We start from the raw sequence: 23,445 nt of genomic DNA, 5'->3' as shown, positions 1-23,445 counted from the left end.
ATTTTGTATTTTCGTCACAAAACAGCACTACCATGCAAATGATCCGCCAATACGCCGTACCGCACGATCAGATCGTACAGGTAACGGTGCCAGAAGAGTTTAACAACAAGACCGTCGAGATCCAGGTCATTCTGGTTGATGCTGCAGCTGCCAATGCCGCTTTAGCCGAAAATCAAACTATTCTGATTGCCCCACCCACCCAAGAGAAACAACATAAAAAAAATGGAGGACTGGGTTATTTAGTGGGTAGCCTAAGCCACCTGTCTTCTGAAGAAAAAGAAAAAATGAATCGTGAACTTCAGGAGCTGCGTGACTCATGGGAAAGAGATATATAGTCGATACCAATGCCATCAGCAAAGCTCTGCAAGGGTCTCTGCCTGAAAAAGGTTTAATTTTCCTAAGCGATATAATGGATGAAGAGACTAATTATTCAGTCATTACACGCATGGAATTGTTAAGTTATAAACCAACTGACCCTGACAGCGAAGCAAAGATTCAATCATTTCTGAATGCAGGAAGAGAGTTCAGCCTAACCGAAGCCGTTATTCAGCAGACGATTGCGATTCGTCGTAGCGTCAGGATCAAGCTGCCAGATGCCATTATTGCTGGTACGGCTATTGTCAATAACCTCATTTTACTTTCCGATAACGACAGCGACTTTCTCCGGGTGCCCAAACTAAAGTATATCAATCCGGCGAAATTGACGTAACAACCCGCCCTATGCGCAAAAACACCGGAAAGCGTATTTCGCGCTCGCCTTCGCCCCAGATTGGTGCCAACTCCTTCACCAGTTGATTTACGGGGTCTTCTTCATTCTCATAGATGTATTGCCGAACGGCCGACCAAGTACGAAGGTAATTTAGAAACCGATCCAGTGACCAGTTGCGCCGGATAGTGAATTCCTTTCGCTGGGCATCGGCAAACGGAAAAGGCAGGGTCGCATAAGCATTGTCGATGAAAGCCCGTTGTGGATCCCAGTAAGGCCCGACGCGGTTTCGATAGAAATCCAGCAAGACCGGATCGAGACCAGCGCCGAGTTGCACCAGCCCATAGCCCCACTCCGCAAGAACCGCCCCCGGTTTTGCTACCCGTCTGACCTCCCGATGGAAAGCATCGACATCGAACCAGTGCAGGGCCTGTGCCACCGTGATCAGATCAAACGTCTGATTTACAAACGGCGTTTGCTCGGCCGGACTAACCTGGTAATGAATTCGGGGGTGCTGAACGGCCAGTACCAACTGGGACTCACTGATATCCGTCCCTTCGACCTGCTCAAAAACCGTTGCCAGGGCACCGGCTACCTGCCCGTTGCCAGTCGCGCAATCCCAGGCTAATTGCCGTTCGGCCGTAAAGGAGAGCACGAAATCGTAGAGATCGGGCGGGTAATCGATACGGTATTGTGCATACAGATCGGCATGACCAGAAAAACGATCGAGAGGTTGCATATTTTATTTTTTTACAAATTTTAAACGTTTTTACAGACCAACAGTCTAATCATTAGTTTACTAGGAAAAACCAAAGCTAAAATTGGGTTATCACTCGAAACCGTCTATTTTTGCGAGGCCGACCTAGTACCGATTCTCAATCTGTTCATTTTATTTACTGCTTACCTGATCTCATGAAAAAATTATTTGGCATTCTCATCGCTTCGGCTGCGCTGGCCGTAGCTTCCTTCGACGCTAATGCTCAGGCACCAGCCGATATTCCGGCAGATATGAATGCCCTGATGACGAAATACACCTGTATCGCCTGCCACCGCCCCAATCAACGGCTGGTGGGTCCGGCTTATGCAGATGTCGCCAAAAAGAACTATTCGACGGAAGAAATTGTGAACCTGATTTATAATCCGATTCCTGAACACTGGCCTGGTTACCCACCTATGGCCCCAATGAAACAGGTTCCAAAGGAAGACGCGGTGAAACTGGCGACCTGGATCAACTCGCTGGATGGCGGGGCCAAGAAAAGCTCGACCAAGAAATCCTCAACGAAAACGACGAAGAGTACAAAAAAATCGGCTTAGTCTTCTTTCATTTATTGAACAAAAAGGCCCAGTCTATCCAGACTGGGCCTTTTTGTTCAACATAAGCGAGATCAATAGCTCACAATCAGCTTGTTATCGACTGGCTCTTTGGGCGCTTTCCGCTCAGGCCGATTCCCCATGGCAATACGTCCAAGCGTAGGTGGTTCGATGGTGAACGCCTGAGAGAAATGAGCATTAGACTTGTTCAGCTCCAGAGTATAAGTACCGGCGGGCATGCCGATTAGATCGAAGTTTCGGCGGTAGTTGGCAACCGTCTCGAATTCGTCATATACTATAGCCCCCTTTTCGTTGCGGATAACCACCCGGACCCCGCCTGGCAGGGGGTTGTCGAAATTGAGCCGAATGGTGCTCGGTTTATTGACGACCGGGTAGACCACCGCTTCCAATCCCGACGGCGTAGTTGTTAGTTTGTCTTGCCCTGTAAACGTCTGAGCGTGCAAGGACGAGGCCGATACCAGCATGGTAATTCCTACCAGGAGCGTTCGGTACTGCGCTGAGAAGCAATTGGTTTTCATGAGTTTACTGATTAAATTGGTGTGGATAGAATCATCCGGCTTTGTGCCGGAGGAAGGTTGTTTTAAACGTAACAGCGCCGAAACGTCCAGACTTATCATTGCTGTTACAATCCCTTAGTCGCATAAAAAACAGAGGCAGGAAACAACCCTGTCTGGATTATTTTCTGCCTCTGTTTTTATGCGGGGCTCAGCCCCAACAGGTAAGGCTTGTTGCCGATCATCGCCTTTCTGGCTCACTCAGACGAGCAGATGGAGCGATTAACCGGATTCGTTTTCGCCCTGATTGATCGTCCTATCCGGCGATTCAGTCAATCTTTCGAACAACCCATTTTTACAATCGGTTGCTGAAGTAAACTCATGACGTTATGAAACCAATCGATCAGTTTGTAAATTTTTTGCTGGACCACCCGGCCTCGTCTCCCGTATCGCGCCAGGATTTTCTGCAGTTTACCGGCCGGAGTCTGGCCATCGGTGCGGTAGGCACTGCCCTGGCAGCCTGCGAAAAAAAACCAGCAGCCTCCCAGACTTCATCGGTGCCTACCGCCAGCGCACCCAGCGGGCCCGTGCCCAAACTGCCGGCCACCTCTCCCCCGGCAGATGTGCCGATCGATCCGCAAAAACCCATTGAGCTGGAGCAGATAAAAGCCAAAACCGAGCAGCAGGAAGGCGATACGCCCACGCCCATGTCCAACGACCAGCGCGTCGGATATGCCATCGTCGGTCTTGGTCACCTGACGCTGAACCAGATTCTACCGGCTTTCGGCACCTGCAAAAAATCGAAAGTAGTGGCGCTGGTCAGTGGCAGTCCGGAGAAACTGCAAAAAGTAGCTGCGCAATACGGCATAAAAAAAGAAAGTTGCTATAGCTACGCCGACTACGACAAATTGCGCGACAACAAAGAAGTACAGGCCATTTACATTGTGTTGCCCAATGGCATGCACGCTGAATACACCATCCGGGGCGCTCAGGCCGGGAAACATATTCTCTGCGAAAAACCCATGGCTAATTCTGCAGCCGAATGCCAGGCAATGATCGACGCCTGCAAACAGGCAGACCGGAAACTCATGATCGCCTACCGGATTCAGTACGAGCCCCACAACCGGATGGTCCGCGACATGGTCCAGAAACAACAATTTGGCAAGGTGAAATCCATTATCGCCAACAATGGCCAAAACTCGGATAACCCCAAACACTGGCGCTTCAACAAAGCGTTAGCGGGCGGTGGCTCACTGCCCGATGTAGGTCTGTACTGCCTCAACACCATCCGATACGTGTTGGGTGAAGAACCTACCGAAGTAGTCGGCTACATCCACAGCACCCCCAGCGACCCGCGGTTTACCGAGGTCGAGGAGCAGGTCAACTGGCTGATGAAATTTCCCAGTGGAGTGCAGGCCAGTTGCGCTACCAGTTATGGGCACCACGACGACAAAAGCTACCGGGTACTGGCCGATACGGGTTGGATCAAAATGGACCCGGCCTTTCCTTATACCGGTTTACAACTGGAGACCAGTCAGGCTCAGGGTGAGGAAAATCAGGTTATCCAGCATAAAATAGCGGATAAGGATCACTTCGCCACGGAGATGGATCATTTTTCGGAATGTATTCTGGAAAATAAACCTCCTTTCACTCCAGGCGAGGAAGGGCTTCAGGATCAGAAGGTTATGGAAGCCATCTACCAATCTGCCAGAGAAGGAAAGCCAGTTAAGCTGACTCCTGTCGATAAAAAAGATGCCTTTAGAGGACCCGAGCCGAAGGCAGGTTAACCAATCGTACCTGTCGCTAAACAATTAATCTATTTTTTAGTCTTAAAAATAGAGCTGCACCGCCTTTTTTCTGGGCAGTTTAGCTCTATTTTTGTTTACTGAATGTTCACTTTCCAGATAGGTCTTTCTCGGTGAGTCATAGCCGTGTCATGGTTCACAGCGAAAGGTCTGACCAATATACATATGCGATACCGTCTAACTTTTTTCGCTCTGTTGCTGGCGCTCCGCGCGTCGGCCCAGTTATCCATTGGTAGCACTGGAATGACGATTCTGTCGGGTACTCCCCTTGTTTTCGAAGGGCTTACGCTGACTCCGTCGACGAATCTGACGCTGGCCAATAACACAATTCAGCGCACCAGCACGCCCCTGGCCGGTAATCCAAGTATTAATCGGCTTTACCAGTTCAGCACAGCCGTTCCTTTCTCGGGCACGGTGGCGGTCAACTACCTGCCTTCCGAACTGAATGGCTACAGTGAGTATACGCTGCAGGTCGCTTATAATTCTGAAGCCAACACGCCCCTGACCGTCACCGAAGGTAGCGCCGTTAACCTGACCAATCATATTGTGTCGAATACGCTGACCGACCAGAGTCTGCTTGTCGTCACGGCTACGGCTTTATCGGATCTGTCGCCGATTCTGTATGCCCGACCCTCGACAGCGACCGGGGCAACGCCCAATTTCAACGTTGTAGTCGACGTCTTCGAATTGAATTCGGTGGCTACTACCGGTACCTTTATTGTCCGGATCAGTCGGGACCCCAAAGTAACGCTTAGTCTTCCGGCGGGTGCTACCTCGGTAGGCGGCCGGCCGGTACAGAACAGCGCCTGGACATTGAGTGGTCCATCCGGTGGGTTTTATACACTGACGGCTAACCGGGGGGTAGCCGCCGGCGATGTACTCTCTGCGGGATTGACCGGTACATTGCTGCCAGGAGCCACGACGGGAACCCTGACCGTCAGTACGACGGTACTGCCAGGTACACTCGTTGAGGCCGATCTGGGCAATAATACCGATGCCGAAAAAGTAGATTATTTCCAGCAGTAAATCGAAAAAACCGAGTATTTCTATCGAATCGGCGTATCTCGTGAATCGGCGTAGGCTTTGCTGAAATCGATCTTCGTTACCTGCCCCGCCACGTAACGAATGCCCTGAAAAATGTGCCGGATGAACGTGCTATCCTGCTCGTAATCGGTTTTGGCATGACCAAGTGTCGTACACCAGGTGTAGCCCCCATCGAAATTGTAATACCAGGCCGACGGGTACAACTCGGTATAAGATCCGCCGAACATCTTTACTTTCTCTGGCTCATCCTGATTCAGCGAGGTCAAATCGTTGGCCATGATGACCGTTGGCCCCGGCGACATATTTTTCGAGAAATAGAACTCGTCTTCTTTTTCCCACGACTTGGGTAGGCCCTCCAGGGACGGATGCCGGGCGTCGATCATCTCGATTCTGAACTTCTGAAATTTTGGATGCCAGGCAAATGTACCGCCCAGCATCCGTTTGAACCAGCTCCAGTTTCGCTCCGTACCCATCACGGAATGGATGCCGACAAAGCCTCCACCCGCTTCGATATACCGCCGAAACGCCAACCGCTGCAGATCGGTATCGAAGACATCGTTGTTGGTACTGGCAAAAACCAGCAGAGTATATTGCTTAAGATTATCTTCTGTAAAGACGGCGGGCTGATCCGAAACATCGACGGCAAAGCCATGTTGTGCGCCCAGTTTCCTGACGCACTGAACCGCGTTAGGGATATTGTCGTGCACATAGCCGGGACCATTTTTGGTGTAAACCAGCACCTTTACTTTCTTCCAGTTTACGTCCTGGCACTTTACGCTCGTCGTAAGCAGAAAAAGAGCCAGACCCGACAGTACGAACAGTGCCAGTCGATTCATCGTATGCGTTAAGTAATGTATATAACGTTTATGGTAGTCTTGAGGGGCAACGCTATTTTTTGAAGTGAACCGGCTGAGCCTGTTTCTGTGCTTTGAGTGCCAGTTCTGTAGCCAGAAAACAGTGCTCCTGCGACATGGCCGTTTCGGTTCGGTTCAGGACATCGTTTACGAGTTGTTCGCCATAGGGCAGCGGCTCTTTGCTGCAATCGATGTACCGGGTTTCTTCATGGTCGGTCAAAAACAGATGGTTGCCCCCTTCTCGTCCACCCGGATCGATATTCTTGCGAATCTCAATAAACCCTTCGGTACCCAGAATCGTCAGCCGTCCATCGCCCCAGCTTTTCAGGCCATCGGGCGTAAACCAGTCGACACGAATGTAGCCCATTCCTCCATCGCCCCGCAGCATGACATCGCCGAAATCTTCAAAATCCGGGTATTGCGGATAATGAACGTTGCCAACCTGAGACGCGACGATATCCGCTTTTTTAGAACCGGTAAAGAACAGAAACTGGTCGAATTGGTGCGAGCCGATGTCGCAGATAATTCCCCCAAACTGCTTGCGGTGAAAAAACCACTCCGGCCGCGATTTGGGGGTCATTCGGTGCGGCCCCAACCCAATGGTCTGGATGACATTACCGATGGCCCCTGCTTTCACCAGTTCGCCCGCTTTGACGGTCGCTTTATTTTCAAGCCGCTCGCTGTACATGATCGAGTAAATACGCCCAGTCTCTTTCTGAACCTTGCGCACTTGGGCGAGTTGGTCGAGCGTCGTAATACCGGGTTTGTCAGACATGTAGTCTTTCCCATGGCGCATCACCTGAATGCCGAGCGGAGCGCGTTCTTCGGGTATGGCCGAGCTAAGGACGAGTTGAATCGACTTGTCTTCCAGGATTTCCTGTTCGCTTTTGGCTTGTTTGGCCTGCGGATACCGCTTGGCGAAAGCAGCACTCAGGTCGGCTTCGGGTGCGTAGAAGGAGACCAGCTCCCCTCCCCCCCGGATTACAGCTTCTACCTGGCTGTAGATATGGCCGTGGTTCATCTTGATGACGGAGAATCGGATTCGGGCGGCTGTTGGCCTACCAGTATGGCCGTCTAACGAGCTGCTGCGCACGACTGCGGGCGCACCGATGGTTTCGGTAGGTAGACCAGGCAGAGCAACCAGGCCCGCTGCCGTGGTAATCGATTCCTTGATAAATGTCCGCCGATTGGACTGAGATGCGTTCATATGTAAAGAAGAATAAGCAAAGACGAGCCTGGGACCGTCATTTTTTTGCTGGTTCGGATTTCGATTTTTTCGCCAGTTCGAGCGCCTGCGTCGTCGTGTAGTACTTGGCAATCATATTCGGCACTTCCCAGGCGGGCAGGCTACCGGCTTTCAGATAGTCCAGGTAGTGTTGCGCCACGCGCCCGAAATGCGCTTCATGTCCTTCCTTGTATTTGTCCGGAATCACGACTTCCCAGCCGGTCGCTATTTTTTTAACCCCTACACCCGGATGTTCCTGCTGAATACGGGGCAGGGCTGATTCGATAGCTGCTTCCAGGTTTTTGTTATTGGCAACGGCTTCGATATAGAGCGTCGGTTTATACTGCTGGGCGGCACCCTGCCGGATAATCAGATTCGCTTTGGTTCCCCGCATGATCGAGTAGTGCGTATCGCCTGCGCCTTCGGGCGCTTTATAGGCCCAGGTCACCGACACCTTCGCGTGAACACCCCGGAGCTGGTAATTGATTTCGCCGTTGCTGTATACCTGCAGCATGCTATCTTTCACCACGTCTTTTTTAAGATAATCCGGGAAAGCCTCCTGCTTCGTAATGGCTTTGAACTGGCTCAGGCTCATATCGGTTGTCCATCGTCGGGCGGAGGTCAGTTGAATGTCTTTCTGGTAATCGATCGTCTGTTCCGGAAAGCACTCCCACTGGACCAGATCGACCAGGTGCGTCGTTACGTCCACGATGCCTTCGCCTTGCTGGGCCACGTCCATAAACCAGGCCGGGCGGGTCAGTATGCTTCCCGATACGTTCTTGTAGAAATGGTGTACGCTTTCTTTCGTTACGGCCGGATTATCAGGAGTTCCTTTTTCGAGCGTACCAAATACATCAGCCTGCTGGGAGAAAGCCCGCTGAAGCATGGTCGTAATTTCGTACCGCTCGGTCATGATGTCGTAAAGCAGCACCTTGTTTTTCTCCGCTGTCGCAAACGACTCTTTCAGCTTATCGAAATTCGACGCACTAATCACCATAGGTTTATCGGCCAGTACGTTGAAGCCAGCTCCAACCGATTTCTGAATATAATCGGTTTTCAACCGGTTGTTCCCTGCGATAACGACCACATTCCCTTTCTTCTCGGCCAGCATTTTATCCAGAAAATCAGGGCCTTTGTAAACCTCCTCCTTCCAGTGCGTCGGATCGTCGGGGCGGGTGTTATACCCCTGAATCCGGTCGAGATGCTGTTGTAAATCCTGGCCATCGGGCGCGTAGACATGCACAACCGAATCGACACCCGGATACATGCTTTTTTGCACCAGCGCGGCATGGAAATGGCCGGGATCCAGGGTTATCAGCCGGACATCAGCGCCGTTTTTTTGGTTCTTCTCCGACGATTGACAGGCGGCAATCAACGCGGTCATAACTAGTGTACTGACGAGTGGGGTTACTTTCATGAACATTAGTTTTAACAAAGAGCGGTCCGTCGATATGGCACAGAGGATACGAAAGAAGCTACGATCAGCCCTCTGTGTTCGCTGTGCCGTATCGACGGGCCGCTCTAGGTTTCATTCATCAATGACTTTTTGCCGATGCCATCATTTTAATCGCATACGGAGCCCGTTGCGGGCGCGACAGGAGTTTATTGGCTTCAGGATCGTTTTTAAACTGCTCTTTCTTCGGGTCCCAGTACAGCTTGCGGTTTAGTTTCATGGCTGCGTGATGCAGTAAGCAGGCCGAACACGAGCGGTGACCCGTTTCGGCGGGCGCGATCGGTTCTTTCCGGCTCACGATACTTTCCAGCCAGTTGCCGTGGTGCTCTTTGCTGACGGTCAGGTGCACTTCGTTCGGCCCGATCACCGAGGTAAGCAGCTTGGGATCGCTGGCATCCAGCTTTTTAGCCGCATTCTGTTTCGCCACCGGATCGCTGGCAGTTACCGATGCATCGCCCCGCGAGACAAAAATCCAACCGTCGGTCCCTTCGAACCTGATCCCGTTCGGAATTTCGTTGCTCACGATCATATGAACCCCGTTTTCGTATAGCGCTTCAGTCCGGAAAATGCCGTGTACGTCCCACAAACCACTCTTTGGGAAGTCGGCTTTTCCCCAGATTTCCACGGGACCCGTATGCTCGGTGTTCATGGCCCAGTGCGCGCAGTCGATGTGGTGCGACCCCCAGCCGGTAATCATCCCGGCTCCGAACTGCTCACAACGGAGCCAGCCCGGCCGATCATAGTCAGCCTGCGGATGCACCCGCTTTTCGGTGTAGTAGACCTCGGGCGTTGTGCCCAGCCACATGTCGTAATTCAGGTTTTTCGGAACCGGCATCTGCGGTTCTTCATTTCCCGCCGGATCGCCGGGCAGTCCGACGTATACCGTTTTTAACTGCCCGATTCGGCCATTACGAACCAGTTCGGCGGCATACCGAAACTGCTCCGACGAGCGCTGCTGGCTCCCGACCTGCACGATCTGGCTGGATTGTTTCACCGCATCGGCCATCATGCGCCCTTCCGAAATAGTCAGCGACGCTGGCTTCTGCATGTAAACGTCTTTCTTCGCCCGAACGGCGTCGATCACGATTGGCGCGTGCCAGTGGTCGGGCGTGCTGACAATGACCGCATCGATATCTTTGTTGAGCAGCAGTTCGCGGTAGTCATGATAGACCTTAACGCCGTCGTAATCCTTCCCAGTTTTCTTGGTGTAGTATCCGTTTACCAGCTTCTTCGCATCGTCGGCCCGTTTTGTATCCAGATCGCAGACAGCCATGATCAGGGCGTTGTCGTACTGCCAGACACCCGGCATATCGTGCCCGCGTGAAATACGTCCCGTACCAATAGCTGCTACGTTGATTCGGTTGCTAGGCGCATTTTTACCAAATACTGACGCGGGCACAATGGTTGGAAAACCATGGATCAGCGCAGCCGAAGCCACGGTGCTTTTTGCGGCCAGATCGAGAAATTTTCTCCGGCTAACAGGTGCGTTTTTTTCGGATGCCATAAAACGTAAGGGTTAGCGACGCCAGAAGCGCCTGTATTATCCAAAGGCAGGGTTTTGATTATCTACTATTCAACCCGAATGCGTAAACAAGCGAAAGCCATTCGGCTATTTCTTCGCTCATTTACGCATTCGGACTTTCATTTTTCAACCGTTAGTACCCCGGATTTTGCGGGAAACCTGGGCTACCATCAGCGGCTTTTTCGCTACGATCAATCTGCGTTTGCGGAATTGGACGCAAGTTGTTGGTTTCTTTCACGTTTGCAGCAGCCTGCGGGTTGTAGAGTTTAACTCGCTCTACCAGATTCCCCCAGCGTTTCAAATCCATCCAGCGCATCTGTTCACCCATGAGTTCCCGGCCACGCTCCTCCATCAGGAAGTCCATCGTAGCAGCAGCTGGCGTGATTTCCATAGCCGTTTCTTTGCCAGGCCAGGCCGCCCGCCGACGTACTGCGTTGATGGCCGCAGCCGCTTCTGTCGGTTTCCCCAACTTTATCTGAGCTTCGGCTAATATCAGGTATGTTTCTGCCAGGCGGAACGCCAGATAGTCGCGGCTACCAGGCTCATATGTTTTATCGGGCCGGAGCGGGTCGAAAAATTTGGAAAGCGGCAGGAACAGGGTTTCGGAGTAGGCACTCGGCACTAAAACCTGATACGGTTTTTTTGCTCGCTCGGCTAGTGGCATTTCATAGCCAGGAATAAAAATAGCGGTGTCTCCTGCTTTAAACGTAACGGTTGACTTCGACTTATCGAAGGCCGTATTAAATGTACCTGGATTGTTACTCAACCAGGTGTCCCGAAACGACTTTTTATACCGCGAATCATTTACGCGATCCTTGAAAACAGTTTCCAGGGCATAGGTTGTCGGGCGTAAGCGCCTGAAAGGACGGTCATAAAAAATATCCCGAACCATGCCAGCCTGCGTATCGTACTGCATACCGAAGAACAGGTGAAGGTTATTACCACCAGTATTACCCCCCGAACTGGCTAATGGGGATGATGCAGCATTGGTTAGTGGATCAGACGTATACTGGACTGCGAAAACTACTTCATCGTTAATTTCGCCTGCTCCCTGCGCGAAAACACTCGCAAAATCGGGCAATAATTTAAACCCATAATTAGCAATTACATTCTGAGCATAGGTAGCTGCTTTGGCATAATCGTCGGTTGCTTTCGCCGACGACGTTGCTTTTGTCAGGTACACACGAGCCAAGAGATGCTCCGCAGCCGCTTTCGTAGCTCGGCCATAGTCCGACGATCTGGCTTTGTTCTCCAGATCTGGCAGTGCCGATTCGAGATCAGACACAATAGCTTTATAAATATCAGCTTCGGTGGCCCGACTGGTTTTTTTTGTTGGCCCCAGCGTTTCCGTCAACCGCAAGTCTACACCGCCCCATTGTTGCACCATGATAAAATAATAGTGGGCACGCAGAAACTTAACTTCGGCCACCCGCTGCTTTTTCAGCGCGTCACTTATTCCTGTTGCTGTGGGGGCTCGCCCAATGACCGCGTTGCAGGTATTGATGCCCCGGTAAAGTTCTTCCCAAACACCCTGCAGAATATCGACAAAACTATTTAACTGGGTATCGTAGAAATGAAAACCTTTGTAACTCCCATCAGAACCGGTCGCGTACAAGTCCGTACCGAATTCCGTCATTGTCAGGCCCTGCTGCGTTGCGTAGAAACTCCGTAACGGAGCATAAGAGGCTCTGGTAGCATCCTCGAAACCTTTTGGCGTATTGATATAATCATTCCCGATAGACGAAATTACTTTCTCCTCCAGTATGTCTTTACAAGATTGATTAACTAACATAAAAGCCAGTATGCCAAGCATACAAACTGATTTTTTTATGTATATCCGGTTCATTTTTTTAGAAATTAAAAGTTGTCTTAAGCAGCCTTGTCCGGTATGTTTAAAATTTAACGTTTAAACCAAAGGTCGTTATCCGGGTCGCAGGCGTAACGTTGTTGTTGATCGTGCCGTCTGCTGTTTCAGGATCGACACCGTTGTACTTCGAGCGATAGGTTGAGAAGATGAACGGCTGCTGAATACTGGTAAATAAACGTAGCGATTGCATGCCCAGCTTCTGGGTCAACTTTGAGGAGAAGGTATACCCAAAATTGATGTTACGAACCTTCACGAATGTGCCATCGAAGTAAAACAAAGCTGAGTTGTTGACAGGAAATTCCTGATTGTGATTGGGCCGGGGAAATTCGTTGGTTGGGTTATTGGGCGTCCAGTAATCCACTTTGATTTGATTATATCGGCCTGCTAACTGATTGTTATCCCGGTGGAATCCGCTCAGGATTGTCTGACCAAAACGACCATACAGGAAGAATGACAGATCGAACCCTTTGTAGGAGAAGCGGTTGGTAATACCGGCGCTAAAGTTGGGAATATCCGAGCCTAAGAACACGCGGTCATCGGCTGTGATCTTGCCGTCGTTATTGGTATCCTGTATCTTAATTTGTCCAACATTGCTTTGATATGACTTAGCAACATCGGCTTCGCTGGTCTGCCAGATGCCTGCTTTTTTATAGTCAAAATACGCCGTTAAGGGTTTGCCAATGAACCACTTGTTACCGAGGTCATCAACGGGGCCGTTATACAGCGAAATAATGGCTTCATTATTTTTGGTGAAGGCAAAATCCGTTGTCCATTTAAATCCGCTTTTTGAGTTGACGTTTACGGTCGATAACGTAATTTCGACACCCCGGTTTCGGGTTTCGCCGACGTTTTTAGTCACGGAGTTAAAGCCAATAGACTGAGGTAATTGGTCAGACAGGAGCAGGTCAGTCGTATTCGTTTGATAGAATTCGATCGAGCCAGCCACCCTACCGCGCCATAAGCTAAAGTCTATACCAATGTTTGATGAGGTAGATGTTTCCCATTTCAGATCAGGGTTCCCAATTGACCCGGGGCGATACCCGTACGCTGCCGTATTATTCCAGGCATATACGGTGCGGCTTAACAATCCTTGTGTTTGATAAGGGACAACCCCCTGATTGCCTACAGAGCCCCGGCTAACCCGTAACTTTAACTGATCGAGCCAGGAAACATCTTTCAGAAAATCTTCATTGTTGATGTTCCAGGCCAGAGCAATACCAGGGAAGTTACCATACTTGGTATTTTCACCGAATCGGCTTGACCCATCCCGACGTAACGTAGCGGTTACCAGATATTTATCCTTGTAATCATAGTTGACCCGGCCCATAAACGAATTGAGCGTCCACTGAATCAAATTACTCCCTACGCCTAGCACCAAACTGGCATTGCCTACATTGTTATATTGCTGCGTTTCGGCCGGAACACCCTGCACAGAAAGGTTACTATATTCAAAATTATCCCGTTGGATGGATTGTAAAGCCGTTATAGCTAGATTATGATCACCAAACGTTTTGTTGTACGTCAGGATATTTTCCAGGGTGTAATTGAATCCAAACTGATTATTGTTAGACGCCGTGGGGTCACCACCTTTACGGTCGTTCGTTTGTGAGCCGGTGAAGCGACCCGCCCGCGAAACGGAAAAATCGGGACCAAAATTAACGCGGTATGTCAAGCCGTTGATGATGTTGGCTTCGGCATAGATACTGTTAAAAATGCGGTATTTCTTAATCAGATCAACCTGGGCGCCTGGCACAATTTCGGCTAGTGGATTAGTCAGCAGGGCATCGTTGGTTGGTGAGAAGATGATGTTACCATTATCGTCATAAGGTCTGCCAAGCGGATTTTGTGCAAGCGTGAAGCCATATGGATTAAGATTGGCTCCATTCCGCTGACTATACATCATGTAAGATGAAACACCGACTTTGATCACCTTATTGATTCGGTGGTCAATATTGGCTCTTAGTGAGTAACGCGTGTAATCCAGACCAGGATTAATGCCTTTGTCCAGAAAATAGCCAGCGGAAATATAGAACTGTGTTTTTTCGTTACCTCCCTGAATACCCAGCGAGTGGTTTTGCTGAAATCCCTGCCTCAGGATCAAGGACTGATAATCGGTGCTCCTGTTGGCGGCAATGCCGGCGGCTACAGCTGGGTCACCACCTAACGGCGCAACGTGGGCGTCTGCATAGGCATCCGCTACACCCGTTGGCACAGGCTTACCATTGGCGTCATTATATTCATTAGTCGACCGGTAAGCTTCCCGCACAAATTCGGCAAATTCGGGGCCATTGAACAGGTGAACTTTGTCTAACGGATCTGTAACCCCTGCATAAGCATCATAGCTGATCGTAGTCTTTCCGTTGTTATTACCTCGTTTAGTCGTGACCAGTACGACTCCATTAGCTCCTCTGGCACCATAAATGGCTGTTGCCGTAGCATCTTTAAGAATTTCCAGCGAGCCAACATCATTGGGATTGAGATCTTCATAGCCACCCGAGGTAAAATCGAATGGACGAGTGCCCAGCAGTTCATTTCTATCTCCCGTAAGTGGAATTCCATCGACTACGTAGAGCGGGTTATTTCCGGCGTTGAACGAACGGCGACCCCGAATACGAATTGTTGGCGTTGAGCCAGGCTTGCTCCCCGACTGTGCTACGTCTACACCCGCTACGCGGCCCTGCATTGCCTGGCCGATATTCGTAATCGGTTGTTCGGTTATTTGTTTCGCCGAAACCGACGAGATAGCACCCGTCAACTGGCTTTTTTTCTGCGTACCATAGCCAACTACGACCACTTCGTTGAGCGCCCGGCTGTCGCTGGCGAGGGTAACGTCGATAGCCGAACGACTACCGATCGCAACCTCCTGAGAGAGAAACCCTACCGACGAAAACACCAGCACGGTTCCGCCAGCGGGCACGCTGATCCGATACGTGCCGGCGGCATCGGTGGTCGTTCCGCGCGTCGTCCCTTTTACGGCCACGTTTACACCGGGAAGCGGGTTGTTGTCGTCCGACGAGACGATCTTACCGGTCACCACACGCTCCTGCGCCGGGTCCGCAACGGTCATCGGATGGGAAGGGGGCGCACTGAACGCCGGCTGTCCAAGTAGCGACAGTGCTGTCAGCCCAAGCAGAGGAAGCCACGGTCGCCGTGGCGGTTGGGTAATTGTTGTGTTCATATGTAGGTTTAGAAAAAAGAAAACTAGGGTAAACTTTTTACGGAATTACTCGCAACCTCGATCGATTCACCGGGTTTGAGCCGTATGGTTTTTTGCTGTTTCAGCAGCAGATTTACGTTACCCGACGTCAGCGCGACACAAGTGCCTTTGGGGTTCTGGCGCACCTGGAATGTGGTACCGACGGCTTCGATGGTGAAATCGTCTACATGAACCCGGAAAAGTCGGGCCGACGAAGTGTCGTTCCGGTGCTTAACCGCAAAGTCGGCTTCGCCTTCCAGCCAGACCGCTCGTGGCGACTCGTCGGTCCAGCATCGGGCATACCGAACGCTGCTGTTGGGATGCAGGATCATCGTTGAGTTGTCGGGCAATCGGATTTGCCGCGTCTGATCGGCCAGGGTATTAACGGTCGAGATGCATTGATTTGGGCCGTATTGCATCCAGAGCGCCCAGCCTATGAGCAGCACAACCCCCAGCATGGCCGCCACCGTCCGCATAAAATACCACCAGCCCACAACCGCCCGAACATCGGGTTGAAGCGGTCGCACATCCTCCATCGTCTGAAGCGATTCACGAATGCGCCCCCACACCGACGAAATCTCTTCCGACGACAAAGCCGGTACTCTCGAAGGATGGCTGCCGGTTTGAATCAGCTCACGGGCCAGATCGACCGTGCGGCTCCGGTAGGGGTGCTTGTCCAGCCAATTTTGCCAATACGCAGCTACCTCTTCGTCGTCGGGGTGTTGTACCCAACGCACGAACAGATCGTCGAGAGCGAACTCTTCAACGCTATAGGCAGAGTATGGTTTGTTGGGCACGGATTGTCCGATTTGCTATATGCCCAAAACACAGCGCCCCGGTAATTCTACTTACGTGCTTCTGGAGTTTGTCGGAAAGAAAAAACGGATAACCATTCCTCCGCTTCGCTGTTATGTCTTTATCAACGGGTAAGAAACAATGGGGTTATTCTCGCATCTGCTTTTCGGCTGGCTGGTCTGTATCAGCCTCGGCACCTACGTATGGGCACAGCCTGGAGCCGAGATCGAGCGACAAACCCGGCTGAAAGCCAGAACTGGCCCCCAGCGGGACTCCCTGCAGAGCAGCAGCCCTAAATCGCTGACGTTCACGGCATCTACCGATCAGCGGTTCACATTTTTCAATGACACCCGTACCGAAGACAATCGCCGTAAACCTGTTAGTGTTTATGGCATACGGGCCGGTTTTCTGTTTCCTCCTCAGCACGAACGCCCGGCGTTGCGCTCAGGCCGGTCGGCCAGTTTCAAGGCAGGGGCTGGCTTTTATTTCATCAATCAGCGGCTCGACCAACCGGGCTTATTACCCAATACGTATGAGTCGGTGACGCGGCATTTACGAATGGGAACCGTTTTTTACGAGCGTTATCTGTTTCGCCGAAAAGCATTTGAAGTCAGCATGCCCATCGAGTTCGGCTACGGGCACTCGCGTTACGAAATCAATGACGAAGGAGCCGACAAACATGAAGTGGCGCGGGGCGTGTTTTTGCCCCTGGGGGTGGGGGTTTCGGCGGCCTATCAGTTTCCGCAGGTTCGCTGGTTTCGTCCTTTGCATTGGTTCGGACTGAATATTTTAACGGGCTATCGGTTTGTCCTTAAAAAAGATATCCCGGAAAGCCAAATCAATTACACGGGTTTATACTTATCGGTAGGGCCTTCCTTTTTTCTTGAAAACCTAACCGCCGATATTAAATACTGGCGACAGAAACGAAAACGAAAATAAGTCTCCGAGCGCATCCGTTGCGGGCTTGCTTTACCGAATAAGCAGCCGACCGGGCCCGTTGTGTATCCGTTATCCAGACGCTTCTTTCCCCGCTTTTCAACCGACTCAATGGCAGAATGGGTATACCCATGAGCGGAAAATCGGCCCGTTAGTTATGTAGACTAAATTTAGCCATGCAGGGCGTTTAAAATGAGTATTTTTCCTTATTCCTTTCTTTTTACCTGATCCAGGTTGAAAACGCGTCGAGGTGGCTGATTGGTTGCATGTGCGTTGGTTGGGGCCGTACCTGAATTCGCTGAGTTGGCCTCCCTAAAGCTCGATCGGTTCCGTTTCGAAACCTATATCTACCGGCGGCTGGCCGAGTTGGTCTTTCTAAGCCAGCGTTCGTGGCCTGATACGGTTTCACTCCCCTTGACCTATTCACAACTCCCACAGGTTTTACAGACCTCAGCCGGCGCCTGTTTCAGTCATTTCGAGACAGTAGCTGAAGAAGATTATGCACTTAGTCTGGTAGGTTGTTCCTGCTGCGGCCGGGCTCCGTTTAACTTTTCTGACTCAGTTATGCACAAACTATTCGTTTTGACCGTATTAGCGCTCGCGTCACTGGCCACTTCAGCGCAGGTGCTGGTCGATGGAGAAAATGTCAATGATCTAGACATCACGTACTGCCAGATGATCGGCACAAACCGAACGGGCCTTTCCAACACGCACATCTGGATTGACTACGGTCAGCCTAAATTTTCAGCTTCGATTCTCAAACTACAGCGCATAAGTGGAAGAGATGGACAGGCAATAAAATTCAATACCGTCATTGATGCCTTGAATTTTATCACCACTAACGGCTGGGAGCTAGTTTCCACGTCTGTCATGGCGGATAAAGATGGTGATGTCGGCCGGTTCGTCTACTTACTCAGAAGACGAAAATAAAAGATGTAGGATGTATGGTATATGATGTATGTAACTCCTCTCGAACACATCATACCTCATATACCATACATCCTACATCCTACTTCTTTTCCTACGCTGCTACCGCTTCTTCCCAGCGAATCTGAACTGCCTGCTCGATATCGGGGTGAAGGCTGATCGCGACCGGGCAGGTATGAGCAATGCCCTCCAGCCGGGCGCGGGTGGCCTCATCGGGCAGGAACGGGTTGCCGTTCTGGCTCGCCCGCAACACCAATTCAATCTCGATCCGGGCGATGCGCCGGGGTGGCTGGCTGGTCATGATTTTGGTCACGTCGAGTTCGCTGCCTTTCAGATCGATGCCGTCCCGGCGGGCCGAAATACCCATCGTTGTAATAATGCAGGAGCCCAGCGCGTTAGCAACCAGGTCGGTAGGCGAAAAGGCCTCACCCCGCCCCTGATTGTCGGTGGGCGCGTCGGTGTTAATGTGCGTACCCGACTGTAAATGAACGCAGTCCGTTCGGAGTTCGCCCAGGTAGTCAATATGAATTGTAGCCATTGAATCAGTTTGTAAGTTGGTTCCGTAAGGGGTTTAGCCGTAAAGAAAGCGAATAAATACCCTTTTCCTAATTAATTGATTAACCCGCTGGTTAATTGCCATTTGCGAGCCAAACATATAAATTACGCGTGTGGTTACATGAATTATAATTATGTTTTTGGGAAACTGCGTAAAAAACAGTAGCTTTAATTCATTTCAGGATTTTACAACAATGCGAACTATATACGGATTACTTGTTCCCGTAGTGAGTGCTTTGCTCCTATCCACGCAGGTCAGTAAAGCCCAGCGCGCGACTGCCGATACAGAAGAAGAAAACTACCACACCGTAACTACGTTTGGGCTTACCACCAACACCAATTCAGGGGTGATCGGTGGATTTTCCTTTCGGCAGTCGAAAGTTATACCGGGCACCCTGTTCGGACTGCCCCAGTCCCGTTATCTGAGCGTCGAACTGGTCAATGTAAAACACCCCAAAGAGCTTCAGTCCTCGGTCAACAGCATTGGTTCACGATTCATCGAAGGCAAAGAAAACTATCTGTTTGTCGTGCGGCCGCAATACGGTCGCGAAGTCAAATTGTTTCAGCGCAGCGCCGACGAAGGGGTCGCCGTCAGCGGGATTTTTGCCGCTGGTCCGTCGCTGGGTATAATCAAGCCATATTATCTGGAAGTTTCCTACGGCAATTTCACCCGTACCGTGCCCGCATCGGAAGTCAACGGGTTTTCGACGGCTACCGGCGAGACCGTTACCGGAGCCGGTGGCTTCTTTCAGGGCCTCGATAAATCGAAGCTGACGGTAGGGCTGAACGTAAAAGCGGCCCTAAGCTTCGAGCTGAGCGCGTTCCGGAGCAACACTACCGGCGTTGAAGTCGGTTTTCTGGCCGAAATATTCCCTAATAAAGTGGTGATCATTCCCAATACCGACCCGAATGGCAAGCGCGAAGACGGCAATCGCAGTTTCTTCACCTCGGGCTACATCACGCTGTTTTTCGGCGGGAAGAAATAAGAGCGCAATGGGCAGAGGGGTAAGGGCATGGGGTGGATCGATTTTTGCCCCATGCCCTTACCCCTCTGCCCATTGCGTTTCGCTTTTGAACTTTACGCTCAAAAAACGAATTTTGCTGGAAAGGATTGAGGAGTCATGATCGAACTACCCGTAATACCCTCCGAACAACAACGGAAGAAACGCCCCGACTGGTTACGTGTCAAACTACCAATCGGCCCTGAATATGCCAAAGTACGCAAACTGGTAGACGAGCATAAGCTGCACACCATCTGCGAAAGCGGTAACTGCCCGAATATGGGCGAATGCTGGGGAGCTGGTACCGCTACGTTTATGATTCTGGGGAATGTCTGTACCCGGAGTTGCACCTTCTGCGCCGTTGCTACGGGTCGCCCCAATGAATACGATACCGACGAGCCCCGGCGCGTAGCCGAAGCCATCGTACTGATGAAAGTGAAACACGCTGTCATCACCTCGGTGAACCGCGACGAACTGAAAGACCGGGGTGCCGAAATCTGGCACCAGACAGTGCGGCTCATCAAAGAAGCCTCGCCCACGACCACCATCGAAACGCTGATTCCGGACACCAAAGGCAACTGGGAAGCACTCGAGCGGATGATCTCGGCGGGTCAGGAAGTGGTTTCGCACAATATGGAAACGGTCGAGCGTTTATACCGTCGCGTTCGGCCGCAGGCCCGCTACGAGCGTAGCCTGGAACAGATTCGCCGAACGAAAGAATATGGACAGCGGACCAAATCAGGGATTATGCTCGGTCTGGGCGAAACCCACGATGAGGTATTCAAAGCGATGGACGACCTGGCTGTAAACGGCCTCGACGTTCTGACCCTGGGTCAGTATCTGCAGCCGACCAAAATGCACCACGAAGTGATCGAATGGATTCATCCCGATACGTTTGCCATGTACCGGGAAGAAGGGCTGAAACGCGGACTGAAATACGTAGAGTCGGGCCCGCTGGTACGGTCGAGCTACCATGCTGAAAAACATGTGAACGTTTAAAAAAATGAATAATGGATAATGAACTATCCAATTATTCATTGTACATAATCCATTATTCATACTTTTAAACAATTAGCCGTTTTCTCTATTTAGTATTGAAGAGTCCGGGCCATCGGTCCGGACTCTTTCTTTGTTGCATGAAAAAGTACGACTTCATCATTGCGGGAGGTGGCATGGCGGGTTTGAGTCTGGCCTACCACCTGACCCAGTCTCCTTTACGCGATCGATCTATTTTACTCCTGGACCGGGAAACCAAGGATCAGAACGACCGGACCTGGTGTTTTTGGGAACGCAAAGCCGGGGCTTCCCGCCGACCATCCGCTCAGCCCACCCCGTTTGAATCGATCCTGTTTCGGAAGTGGAACCGGGTCAGTTTTCATGGGACAACGCATGCCGGACCGATCGACCTGAGGAAATATCAGTACAAAATGTTACGGGGCATCGATTTTTATACGTTCGTTCAGGAGGAACTGGCTAAATATCCCAATATCGAGCGTAAACAGGCCACTATCAACCGGATCAAAGAGACGCCCCAGGGTGGGTTCGTCATTGCCGACGATGAGCCCTACATCGCCGATTATGTGTTCGACAGCACGTATGCGCTGAAGCTGGATCAGCCGGAAAACCACAATCTGTTACAACATTTCAAGGGCTGGATCATTACCGCCGAAAGGCCTTGTTTTAACCCAGAGGAGCCCGAAATTATGGATTTCCGGATTCCGCAGCAGGGCGATTGCCGGTTCATGTACATCCTGCCATTCGACGAAAAAACGGCCCTGGTCGAATACACCCTCTTCAACGAAACCCTGCTGGCCGACGAAGAATATGACGCCGAACTCCGGCACTACATCGAACATTATCTGGATACCGGTACGTACGTGGTTACAGAGACCGAATACGGCGTGATTCCAATGACGGATGAACCAACCGAAGAAAACCCGTCGGAGCATATCGTCAGGATCGGCACCGCCGGTGGCTTTACCAAACCCTCAACGGGCTATACATTTCAGCGCACCCAGCGCTGTCTGAAGACCATCGTGCAGAATCTGGCCGAAACCGGCAAACCTAACCGCCGGCAATCGTGGTTCAAACGCCGGTTTAAACTGTACGACAGCATTTTTCTGAACGTTCTGCAAAATCGTCGCCATCCGGCCAGTGATGTCTTTACCCGAATTTACACCCGAAATCATCGACGTATCTTTGCATTTTTAGATGAAGATACGCGCTTTATCGACGAACTTCGGCTGTTTATGACCCTCCCCTTCCGGCCTTTTATACAGGCGTTTATCGACGTATTGCGCAGAAAGCTGACCAGCTAACTCATTCGCTGTCAACCAACGCCTTGCCACCTGCTCAGAAACTTGTAGCTTTGTGGTTACAAAACCAAGTTATACCCCGCAGCAATGCCTTATCTTTTCACTTCCGAGTCCGTTTCCGAAGGACACCCTGATAAAGTCGCTGATCAAATCTCAGACGCGCTCATCGATAATTTTCTGGCTTTTGATCCTTCCAGTAAGGTAGCCTGCGAAACACTCGTTACGACGGGTCAGGTGGTACTGGCGGGTGAAATCAAAACCGATACGTATCTGGACGTTCAGAAGATCACCCGCGATGTCATTCGCAAAATCGGCTATACTAAAAGCGAATACATGTTCGAAGCGAATTCGTGTGGTATCTTCTCCGCTTTACATGATCAGTCAGCAGATATCAACCAGGGGGTTGACCGTCAGGTAGCCAGCGACGATTTTGAAACCCGGGCGAATGCGCAGGGCGCGGGCGACCAGGGTATGATGTTCGGCTATGCAACCAACGAAACGGACAATTATATGCCGTTGCCGCTGGATCTGGCCCATGCTATCCTGCGCGAAATGTCGCAGATCCGGAACAATGAACCTGAGTTGATGCCGTATCTGCGCCCCGATGCCAAATCGCAGGTGACGATCGAATATTCCGACGATCATCAGCCCATCCGTATCGACACAATCGTGGTTTCGACTCAGCACGACGATTTTGCCGACGACGAAACGATGCTGAACAAGATCAAAGAAGACATCATCACTATCGTTATCCCGCGCGTCAAGGCGGCTCAGAAAGCCGAACTGCACAAACTTTTTACCGACGACATCACGTACTACATCAACCCAACGGGTAAGTTCGTCATCGGCGGCCCGCACGGCGATACGGGTCTGACCGGTCGGAAGATCATCGTGGATACCTACGGCGGTAAAGGCGCACACGGCGGTGGTGCTTTCTCGGGCAAAGACCCCTCGAAAGTAGACCGTTCGGCAGCTTACGCTACCCGGCACATTGCCAAAAATCTGGTAGCGGCTGGTCTCTGCGATCAGGTGCTGGTACAGGTGTCGTATGCAATTGGGGTGGCTAACCCCTGCGGTCTGTACGTAAATACTTACGGTACGGCTAAAGTCGATATGCACGACGGTGAAATTGCCGAGAAAGTCGGGCAGATCTTCGACATGCGTCCGTATGCCATCGAGCAGCGTTTGAAACTGCGTAACCCAATCTATTCTGAAACGGCCGCTTACGGGCATATGGGCCGTAAAAATGAGGTTGTCAAAAAGACGTTCGGTTCGAATGGCCACTCGAAAGAAGTCGAAGTTGAATTGTTCACCTGGGAAAAGCTCGATTTTGTCGACAAAATCAAAGAAACGTTTGGATTATAAAGCGCGCGACTGCGCATATAAGCAAAAAGCCACTCCGTTTGGAGTGGCTTTTT

21 protein-coding genes are annotated in these 23,445 nt (G+C 51.1%); 11 read left to right on the top strand and 10 right to left on the bottom strand.

Annotation, left to right across the window (positions count from 1 at the left end; genetic code table 11):
* The first annotated feature begins 32 nt into the window (after nt 1-32).
* Entirely contained in the window at nt 33-335 is a 303-nt protein-coding gene (locus tag ACYVC2_RS19430) for a hypothetical protein (RefSeq protein ID WP_461104771.1), read from the top strand.
* Nucleotides 317-709: a type II toxin-antitoxin system VapC family toxin gene (locus ACYVC2_RS19425; RefSeq protein ID WP_461104769.1), complete on the top strand. Its 393-nt coding sequence runs from the start codon at nt 317-319 to the stop codon at nt 707-709. The genes ACYVC2_RS19430 and ACYVC2_RS19425 overlap by 19 nt, the downstream gene beginning before the upstream one ends.
* On the opposite strand, the gene ACYVC2_RS19420 is transcribed toward ACYVC2_RS19425, so the two are convergent.
* The gene (locus ACYVC2_RS19420; RefSeq protein ID WP_461104767.1) at nt 687-1,445 is read right to left on the bottom strand and encodes a class I SAM-dependent methyltransferase; all 759 of its coding nucleotides are present in this window, start codon (nt 1,443-1,445) and stop codon (nt 687-689) included. The genes ACYVC2_RS19425 and ACYVC2_RS19420 overlap by 23 nt on opposite strands.
* A gap of 173 nt (nt 1,446-1,618) precedes the next feature.
* Here ACYVC2_RS19420 and ACYVC2_RS19415 point away from each other — a divergent pair, with 173 nt between their 5' ends.
* A complete protein-coding gene (locus ACYVC2_RS19415; protein ID WP_461104765.1) occupies nt 1,619-2,020 on the top strand; it encodes a c-type cytochrome in 402 nt (133 codons plus the stop codon).
* A gap of 71 nt (nt 2,021-2,091) precedes the next feature.
* On the opposite strand, the gene ACYVC2_RS19410 is transcribed toward ACYVC2_RS19415, so the two are convergent.
* Nucleotides 2,092-2,556 carry a DUF3244 domain-containing protein gene (locus ACYVC2_RS19410; protein WP_461104763.1) on the bottom strand — a complete coding sequence of 155 codons (465 nt, stop codon included), beginning with the start codon at nt 2,554-2,556 and terminating at the stop codon, nt 2,092-2,094.
* A 365-nt stretch (nt 2,557-2,921) separates the two neighbouring features.
* On the opposite strand from ACYVC2_RS19410, the gene ACYVC2_RS19405 reads away from it, so the two are divergent.
* Both ACYVC2_RS19405 and ACYVC2_RS19400 read left to right on the top strand, forming a co-directional pair.
* A complete protein-coding gene (locus ACYVC2_RS19405; protein ID WP_461104761.1) occupies nt 2,922-4,319 on the top strand; it encodes a Gfo/Idh/MocA family protein in 1,398 nt (465 codons plus the stop codon).
* Between the two features lie 183 nt (nt 4,320-4,502).
* Nucleotides 4,503-5,363: a hypothetical protein gene (locus ACYVC2_RS19400; RefSeq protein WP_461104759.1), complete on the top strand. Its 861-nt coding sequence runs from the start codon at nt 4,503-4,505 to the stop codon at nt 5,361-5,363.
* A gap of 20 nt (nt 5,364-5,383) precedes the next feature.
* Here ACYVC2_RS19400 and ACYVC2_RS19395 read toward each other — a convergent pair whose 3' ends face one another.
* From ACYVC2_RS19395 to ACYVC2_RS19365, 7 genes are all read right to left on the bottom strand, one after another.
* Entirely contained in the window at nt 5,384-6,217 is an 834-nt protein-coding gene (locus ACYVC2_RS19395; protein WP_461104757.1) for a ThuA domain-containing protein, read from the bottom strand.
* Nucleotides 6,218-6,269: 52 nt separating this feature from the next.
* On the bottom strand, nt 6,270-7,442 hold the full coding sequence (locus tag ACYVC2_RS19390) for a Gfo/Idh/MocA family protein (protein WP_461104755.1): 1,173 nt from the start codon (nt 7,440-7,442) through the stop codon (nt 6,270-6,272).
* Between the two features lie 37 nt (nt 7,443-7,479).
* Nucleotides 7,480-8,877: a putative oxidoreductase C-terminal domain-containing protein gene (locus ACYVC2_RS19385; protein ID WP_461104753.1), complete on the bottom strand. Its 1,398-nt coding sequence runs from the start codon at nt 8,875-8,877 to the stop codon at nt 7,480-7,482.
* Between the two features lie 118 nt (nt 8,878-8,995).
* Nucleotides 8,996-10,417 (bottom strand): Gfo/Idh/MocA family protein, encoded by a 1,422-nt coding sequence (locus tag ACYVC2_RS19380; RefSeq protein WP_461104751.1) that lies wholly within the window; start codon nt 10,415-10,417, stop codon nt 8,996-8,998.
* A 151-nt stretch (nt 10,418-10,568) separates the two neighbouring features.
* Nucleotides 10,569-12,248 (bottom strand): RagB/SusD family nutrient uptake outer membrane protein, encoded by a 1,680-nt coding sequence (locus tag ACYVC2_RS19375; RefSeq protein WP_461104749.1) that lies wholly within the window; start codon nt 12,246-12,248, stop codon nt 10,569-10,571.
* 79 nt (nt 12,249-12,327) lie between these two features.
* Nucleotides 12,328-15,480 (bottom strand): SusC/RagA family TonB-linked outer membrane protein, encoded by a 3,153-nt coding sequence (locus ACYVC2_RS19370; protein ID WP_461104747.1) that lies wholly within the window; start codon nt 15,478-15,480, stop codon nt 12,328-12,330.
* A gap of 23 nt (nt 15,481-15,503) precedes the next feature.
* The gene (locus ACYVC2_RS19365; protein ID WP_461104745.1) at nt 15,504-16,295 is read right to left on the bottom strand and encodes a FecR family protein; all 792 of its coding nucleotides are present in this window, start codon (nt 16,293-16,295) and stop codon (nt 15,504-15,506) included.
* Between the two features lie 139 nt (nt 16,296-16,434).
* Here ACYVC2_RS19365 and ACYVC2_RS19360 point away from each other — a divergent pair, with 139 nt between their 5' ends.
* On the top strand, nt 16,435-17,232 hold the full coding sequence (locus tag ACYVC2_RS19360; protein WP_461104743.1) for a hypothetical protein: 798 nt from the start codon (nt 16,435-16,437) through the stop codon (nt 17,230-17,232).
* Between the two features lie 561 nt (nt 17,233-17,793).
* Nucleotides 17,794-18,159 carry a hypothetical protein gene (locus ACYVC2_RS19355; RefSeq protein ID WP_461104741.1) on the top strand — a complete coding sequence of 122 codons (366 nt, stop codon included), beginning with the start codon at nt 17,794-17,796 and terminating at the stop codon, nt 18,157-18,159.
* Between the two features lie 91 nt (nt 18,160-18,250).
* Here the strand turns inward: ACYVC2_RS19355 and ACYVC2_RS19350 are convergent, their stop codons facing one another.
* Nucleotides 18,251-18,694 (bottom strand): OsmC family protein, encoded by a 444-nt coding sequence (locus tag ACYVC2_RS19350; RefSeq protein WP_461104739.1) that lies wholly within the window; start codon nt 18,692-18,694, stop codon nt 18,251-18,253.
* Between the two features lie 211 nt (nt 18,695-18,905).
* Here ACYVC2_RS19350 and ACYVC2_RS19345 point away from each other — a divergent pair, with 211 nt between their 5' ends.
* The 4 genes from ACYVC2_RS19345 to metK all read left to right on the top strand — a co-directional run bounded on the left by ACYVC2_RS19345 (nt 18,906) and on the right by metK (nt 23,392).
* The gene (locus ACYVC2_RS19345; protein ID WP_461104737.1) at nt 18,906-19,697 is read left to right on the top strand and encodes a hypothetical protein; all 792 of its coding nucleotides are present in this window, start codon (nt 18,906-18,908) and stop codon (nt 19,695-19,697) included.
* A gap of 135 nt (nt 19,698-19,832) precedes the next feature.
* A complete protein-coding gene (gene lipA / locus ACYVC2_RS19340) occupies nt 19,833-20,711 on the top strand; it encodes a lipoyl synthase (RefSeq protein WP_461104735.1) in 879 nt (292 codons plus the stop codon).
* 137 nt (nt 20,712-20,848) lie between these two features.
* Nucleotides 20,849-22,030, top strand: coding sequence for a lycopene cyclase family protein (locus tag ACYVC2_RS19335; RefSeq protein WP_461104733.1), 1,182 nt, complete (start codon nt 20,849-20,851; stop codon nt 22,028-22,030).
* 84 nt (nt 22,031-22,114) lie between these two features.
* The gene (gene metK / locus ACYVC2_RS19330; RefSeq protein ID WP_461104731.1) at nt 22,115-23,392 is read left to right on the top strand and encodes a methionine adenosyltransferase; all 1,278 of its coding nucleotides are present in this window, start codon (nt 22,115-22,117) and stop codon (nt 23,390-23,392) included.
* Nucleotides 23,393-23,445 lie beyond the last annotated feature (53 nt).

This window comes from Spirosoma koreense (assembly GCF_054777875.1).
The sequence above is the reverse complement of the archived record's forward strand: the minus strand, read 5'-3'. Positions and strand labels throughout refer to the sequence as shown.